Annotated in this window: 8 protein-coding genes; 4 read left to right on the top strand and 4 right to left on the bottom strand. The window is 55.3% G+C overall.

All coding sequences use genetic code 11. From position 1 onward, the window contains the following. The 3 genes from G403_RS0117840 to G403_RS0117830 all read right to left on the bottom strand — a co-directional run. A partial coding sequence (locus G403_RS0117840) for a helix-turn-helix domain-containing protein (protein ID WP_036234423.1) occupies nucleotides 1-244 on the bottom strand: 244 nt, incomplete at its 3' end. A 40-nt stretch (nucleotides 245-284) separates the two neighbouring features. Beyond that, entirely contained in the window at nucleotides 285-1499 is a 1215-nt protein-coding gene (locus G403_RS23825) for an FAD-dependent monooxygenase (protein ID WP_245578392.1), read from the bottom strand. Between the two features lie 199 nt (nucleotides 1500-1698). Further along, nucleotides 1699-2343, bottom strand: coding sequence for a helix-turn-helix domain-containing protein (locus tag G403_RS0117830; RefSeq protein WP_084404101.1), 645 nt, complete (start codon nucleotides 2341-2343; stop codon nucleotides 1699-1701). Nucleotides 2344-2733: 390 nt separating this feature from the next. On the opposite strand from G403_RS0117830, the gene G403_RS24670 reads away from it, so the two are divergent. Genes G403_RS24670 through G403_RS0117810 form a run of 4 tightly spaced genes read left to right on the top strand, consistent with a single transcriptional unit; the run spans nucleotide 2734 to nucleotide 5603 of the window. Then, entirely contained in the window at nucleotides 2734-3282 is a 549-nt protein-coding gene (locus G403_RS24670; RefSeq protein ID WP_051299226.1) for a dimethylamine monooxygenase subunit DmmA family protein, read from the top strand. Beyond that, nucleotides 3282-4232, top strand: coding sequence for a PDR/VanB family oxidoreductase (locus G403_RS0117820; RefSeq protein ID WP_027855194.1), 951 nt, complete (start codon nucleotides 3282-3284; stop codon nucleotides 4230-4232). The genes G403_RS24670 and G403_RS0117820 overlap by 1 nt, the downstream gene beginning before the upstream one ends. A gap of 11 nt (nucleotides 4233-4243) precedes the next feature. Next, entirely contained in the window at nucleotides 4244-5263 is a 1020-nt protein-coding gene (locus G403_RS0117815; protein ID WP_027855193.1) for a heme-dependent oxidative N-demethylase family protein, read from the top strand. A gap of 13 nt (nucleotides 5264-5276) precedes the next feature. Then, the gene (locus G403_RS0117810; protein ID WP_027855192.1) at nucleotides 5277-5603 is read left to right on the top strand and encodes a DMT family transporter; all 327 of its coding nucleotides are present in this window, start codon (nucleotides 5277-5279) and stop codon (nucleotides 5601-5603) included. A 178-nt stretch (nucleotides 5604-5781) separates the two neighbouring features. Here the strand turns inward: G403_RS0117810 and G403_RS0117805 are convergent, their stop codons facing one another. After that, complete coding sequence (locus tag G403_RS0117805) at nucleotides 5782-6132, bottom strand: cupin domain-containing protein (protein WP_027855191.1); 351 nt, start codon at nucleotides 6130-6132, stop codon at nucleotides 5782-5784. Between the last annotated feature and the right edge of the window lie 21 nt (nucleotides 6133-6153).

Below are 6153 nucleotides of genomic sequence, written 5' to 3'. Positions count from 1 at the left end.
TATACAGCTCCCGGATCTGAGCACCGCTCAGTTTCTTGGGACGACCGGAAATCTGCTTGGCCTTGAGCGCGTCAAAGCCACCCTCGCGGTAGGCAGCCAGCCATTCATAGATTCGTGCTCGGCTCATCCCCAGCGCTTTGATGACGACTTCTGGACTCTCGCCATCCATGACCCGTTGAACGGCGCGAACGCGAATGGCTTCTAATGTTTTGTGATCAAGTTTACGACCGTCATCGTGGCGCATGTGTGTAAATATCCGATAAGCTTGGCGAACGGAGCCTACATTATAAATGATGTTCGCTTACTTTCGAACCCATTAGTAATTCGGGGTGAGATCGACCCTGCAGGACGGCCGCCAGCTTCCAGCCCAGGTTAAAGGTATCGGGCAGTGAGGTGTTCAGGCCCCAGCCCCCTTTCGGGCTATGAGTGTGGCAGGCATCGCCGGCCACAAAGGCACGGGGAATCAGTCCGCTCGGGTTATCAGCCGGGACATCAGTGAAACGTTCGGCGACCCGTTGGCCCACCTCGTAGATCGACCACCAGGCAACCTCTTTCACATCCAGGCTGTAGGGGCTCATGATCGACTGGGCTTTAGCGATCAAGTCGTCCGCGCTCAAGTTCAGCTGCGATGCTCTCTGATTGTTTTCCAGCAGGCCCAGCTCCACATAGAGCCTGACCAGATAGCCTCCTTCACGGGGGATGATCATCACGGCACCGTTGTCCCGGGACTGGACAAAGCTTTTAACCCGGATGTCCGGGAAGTCGGTGACCACCAGCACATCCATGACACCCCAGGCTTTGTTGGCCGAGTCGCCCTGTAGCTCGATAGATAGACTTTTGCGGACGGCACTGCGGGCACCATCACAGCCAACTACGTAGCGTGCTTTCACCGTTTCTACGTGGGCGGATTCGGAGGCATCGTTGCGCTCAAAGGTGGCGGTGATTGGGTGGGCATCCAGGTTCTGGGTCAGGCTTTGGTCAACATCCAGCTCCAGCAGACGACGACTGTAGTGAGGCACCAGGTGTGTGACCGAGTTGGCCATGCCATCGAGCAGAATATCGTGCAGGCGGGCCTGATTGACCACACTGTGGGTAAACTCAGAAAGTCCAAGGCGTGCATCGGGTACTTTGTGAGTTCGCTTGATCTGCTCTGGATGATCAGCGTCGGGTTCCCAGAAGGCGTTTTGATGAAGCTGGTAGCACTCTTTCACCAACAATTCGCTGCTGTTGAACGCTTCCATGATCTCCAGAGTGCGGCAGGAGATGCCATCCGCCTGGCCAAACAGCATAGGTCCTGGCTTCTGTTCCACGATGCAGGTTTTGATATCGGCAAAATCGGCAAGCTGGCGCGCCAACGCCAGGCCTGCGGGACCACAGCCGACAATCAATACATCAACCTCGTCGGGGAGCGCTGTAATGGGCGGCGGCGTGTCGGGCTCTCGAGCCGCGTCGGGGATCTGATAGTTACCGGGCTTAAAACCGTTGAGATGATACTGCATCACGAAATCCTCTTAACCCTGTGCACAGGCCTGCCGTCTGCGGGCCTTGAACAACGTTGTTATGTTGTTTTGATGTTCGGCAGGTTCAAGCGTACTGGGATCGTGGCGCGGAGCCTGTCCCCTAAAAATGGGGACAGGTGGAGTCTCGGGTGAGAACGGTGATCACACCAATCCGGGGATGAGGGTGTCTCTCAGACCGTTATCGATCGTGGTAGATGATGACGGATAACAGCTGCAGGGGAACCTCGCGCAGTTGTTCCGGGCCATGGGGCACCTCGGCATCGAATGCCAGTGAATCGCCGGGGCCCATCTCGTAGAGTTGGTTACCGTGGCGGTAGAGTATTTCGCCTTTCAGGATATAGATAAGCTCCTGGCCCGGGTGCGAGAAGGTCGGGAACACCTCGCTGGCATCATCCATGGTAATCAGGAAGGGCTCGTAACCGGATTTCTTACCGCGTTGCGTGCTGAGCAGCTGGTAGGCGTGTCCTTTTTCGGTCCCCCGGCGAACCACGACCTTGCCTTCGCCGGCTTTGGTCAATTGCGCACTGCCGGTAGGGTGGTCGTAGTTACTGAACAACTGAGAAATCGGTAACCCGATCGCATCACACAGGCGACTCAGCGTTTCCAGGCTGGTGGAGACCTGAGCATTCTCGATTTTACTGACCATACCCTGGCTTAATCCGGCGATCCGAGCCACGTCAGTTATCTTCAGTCCCATCTCCATGCGTTTACTTTTGACTTGCATGGCGATGTATTGCTCGAGGCGTAAACGCGGGTCAGTGCCGTCACGACTGAAACTGATCTCACCTTTTTCAAGGGCATCCAAGTGTCGGGATTTAGTCATAGAACAGGGTCCATTTCTTCTTCACTCGCTTCAGTCTAGCGAGAATATTCCTGCAAGGAAATATTTTCTCCTTTTTAGTTTCTCAATCCTAGGATCTGTACGGGTTCCATAACCGATGAGTCACGACAAACGTGCTTCATCAGGGAGCCGACGGTTGGTCCTTCGCACCAAGTTGGTCAGCTCTCATTCCGATGGAAGAGGGTGTAATTATAAAAAACCTTTTATATCTGCTGGTTATATTTTTTGGTGCGCAAATTGCCTTTCCTGAAAAGAAATTATGTATCTCTGCAGGAAATATAAGATCCATCCGTTCAAGGCCAATTGGGATCCTTGATCGGGCTGATTTCCCCAGTGAATGTCCTTTAACTCGAGGATATAGGAGGACTCCCTATGCCAGACGAGCCTTTGATCAAAAGCAGACCGACCTACACCGAGGTCTCGCTGCGTCCCAACACTCAAAAACACCTTTTCGTGTCGACCGCGCAGAGTCTGTCACGCATCCGGTCCCTTTATGAAGCCGCTCCAAAAGGAGAGAAGGCGCTCTATCTGTTCGGGAAACCTGAAGTCACCGACCTGGGCACAGAGTGCGGTTCGCTGTCAGAGTTGGACGTGGTCATCAATGCACTGCCACTGGCCAGCGCTGTCTATGTCGCCGGTGACGAAGGGTTCCTTTGGGATGTCCACAATCTGGCTGAAAAAGCCGGGCTGGCGTCTGAGCAGATTCAGCTGCTTGCGCCGGAGAGCAATAAGCGGCGGCTCTTTTGTACTCACTGTTACGCGATTACCGAAGAGGTCACCTATTCCCCGCATGCATGCTCCGGTTGTGGCCGGCTGCTTTTGGTGCGTGATCACTACTCCAAGTTGCACGGTGCCTACGTTGGCGTGCAGATAAACGCGGAAGACCCTGCGGATATCCCGGAAACAGAGGAGCTGGTCTGATGAGTATTGATACGATTCAAGTTCGGGTAACCGCCATCGCCGAGGTTGCTCCGGCGATTCGGGAATTTACGTTAGCGCCTGTGGGCGGTGAGCTTCTGCCATTTTCACCCGGCTCTCATGTGGTGGTGGAGATGCCTGCCGAGCCCCGGCCTCACCGCAACGCCTATTCCTTACTGAGCGATCCAAGAGAATCCGGCAGTTACCGAATTGCCGTGCGACGCCAGGAGACCTCGCGCGGTGGGTCTATCTACATGCATGAGTCGGTGGCGGTGGGGGATGAACTCTCGATTACACCGCCTGCCAACCTGTTTTCTCCGGCCTGGAGCGCCCGTAAGCACCTGCTGGTGGCCGGTGGCGTGGGTATTACGCCCTTTATGTCCTATTTGCCAGAGCTGGAACGCCGTGGCGCCAACTTTGAGCTGCATTACCTCTATCGCAGCTCCAGCACCGGTGCTTACCGTGAACAGCTTGAACAGACGCTGGGTGAGCGTTGTTTCCTGTATGACTCCGAAGCGGGTAACCGCTGTGAACTGGGCACATTGCTGGCCGATCAGCCCCGGGGTACACACGTTTATATCTGCGGGCCTGAAACGTTGATTGCCGGTGTACATGAAGTTGCTCAGTCACTGGGCTGGCCCGAGAGCCATATCCACTATGAGGCTTTTGCCGCGCCTCAGCCGGGCAACCCGTTTGAGGTGGAGCTGGCCCGCAGCGGAGTGACGCTGAATGTCGATGCGGACAGCTCCCTGCTGGAGGTGCTGGAAGGCGCTCAGGTCCAGGTGCCCAACCTCTGTCGGGGTGGTGTTTGTGGCCAGTGCCAGACCCGTGTGCTGTCCGGCGATGTGGAGCATCGCGATGAATTTCTGTCCGCTGCAGAGCGTGAACAGGGCGAAAGCATAATGCCCTGTGTCTCTCGTGCCGCAGGCAAACGTCTGGTTATCGATCTTTAGGAGTTAGCCCCATGAGAATGGCACCCAAACCGATTCAAAGTTTCCGTGATGACTTTACCTACTCCAACAGCCCCGGGGCGATAGCGCGTTTTCCGTTTCCCTTCCCGGAAGACGAATATATGTACTCGGTAAACATCGAGCCCCACGTGACGCCGGGGCCTGAAGGCTCGGTGTATGAACATCTGCTCGATATTGATGAGCACTACCTGTCCGAGATGCATGAGCGCGGCCTGGTACTTGAGGAAAATCCCAAACGCTGTCTGGCCATGCCCCATATGGATCTGGCCTGTTGGGATATGATCGAGCGCGTGATGGAGAGCTTCTCCAATGACTACCCGGAGTATTTCGCCCTGACCAAAGAGGGCGATAACTGGACTTGGGAAAACAAACTGCTGAATCTTAAAGACAGTTTTGTGTTTGGTGATAGCAGCACGCTGCCGTTGCCGCCGATGGAATACATCGGTCGCCAGGTTCAGGGCGATTTTGCACTGCTCGATCAACGGGATGGTGATCTGTTTCTGGATGCGGGGATCGTAACCTGCCCGGCCGACTGGTCACTGGCCTTCGATGCCGGCATGAGTTTCAAAGATTGGCATGGGCCGGTACCTATGGCGCATGAGATGGGTATTTTTGATCGTGCCTTGAAGTATCTCTGTGCCATTCCCCAGGGGCGTCCCGTACGCCGCTTGAACTGGACTCTGACTGTGAATGCGCGGATGGATACCTCACCGGAAACCTACCCCATGTGGGGTACGGATCGGGCGAGTGTGACGCCGGAAAACGTGGGTGAGAAAGTGCATCTGCGTGTTGAGCTGCAGGTTCTGGATCGCATGCCGCGCAGCAACGCCTTGATGTTCAGCATTCGCACCTACCTGATCAGCCTTGAAGATCTGGTAACCAACCCGGAGTGGGCCAAGCGGATGCATCGGGTGATGAAGAGTCTGCCTGAGCAACTGATCGAGTATAAGGGATTGAGCCGATACCACCCGATGGTGGTTGAGTGGTTGTCTCAATTCGATCCGGCAAACTGATCAGGAGCGCATTTTGGGTTGGATCTATCTGCTTATTGCAGGCCTCCTGGAGTGTCTATGGGCCATCGGCTTGAAATACAGCGATGGCTTTACACGTTTCTGGCCTTCGGTGATCACCGCGGTATTGATCGTGGTCAGCCTGACACTGCTCTCCTTTGCCATGCGCACCATCCCGGTCGGTACCGCCTATGCGGTCTGGTCCGGGATCGGTGCATCGGCCCTGGCGCTGGTCGGTGTGCTTTTTATGCAGGAGCCGGGTGGTCTTATTCGCATGCTCTGTATCGGCATGATCATTGGCGGCGTGGTCGGGCTTAAACTCTTTGGCGAAGCTTCCGCCTGATATTTTTTCTACCAACGAACAGTGAACCTTGCGGCCGACCCATTAAGTCGGCTGCTTTTTTATGCGTGGTCGGAGGGTGTTGCTTTCAAGTGGAAGGGGGCTGCAAGGGATTGATACCCATTAAACGCGTGCAAAAAAACCACCATCCGCAGTGGATGGTGGTTAATGGCTGACTCGGTTACTTCAAGCGAATGGTGAAGTGCTTGAGAATCGGTTCAATGATCTGCCAGGTCCCCACAAAGTCAGCTTCCATTACGAAGGCGTCACCGGCGTTGACCTCCACCGGCTCACCCCCCTCGGGGGTGATGACCGCTTTGCCTTCTATCAGATGGATAAACTCCCAGCTGGCATAAGTTGCGTGGTAAATACCGGGCGTAGCCGTCCACCAGCCGGCAATCATCGATTCGTCGGAAGCCGTGTACTCAATCCAGGTGGACATGCTTGGTGAGCCCTCCACTTTGGACCAGCCCGGCAGGTCATCGGTGATTGGCTCAACACTGCGAACCGGTAGTTTGGTAATGCTGCTCATGATGCAAATCTCCTCGGTGCG

It is taken from the genome of Marinobacterium litorale DSM 23545, assembly GCF_000428985.1.
In the GTDB taxonomy this organism is placed as follows: domain Bacteria; phylum Pseudomonadota; class Gammaproteobacteria; order Pseudomonadales; family Balneatricaceae; genus Marinobacterium_D; species Marinobacterium_D litorale.
This window is presented reverse-complemented; position numbering and strand designations above follow the sequence as displayed.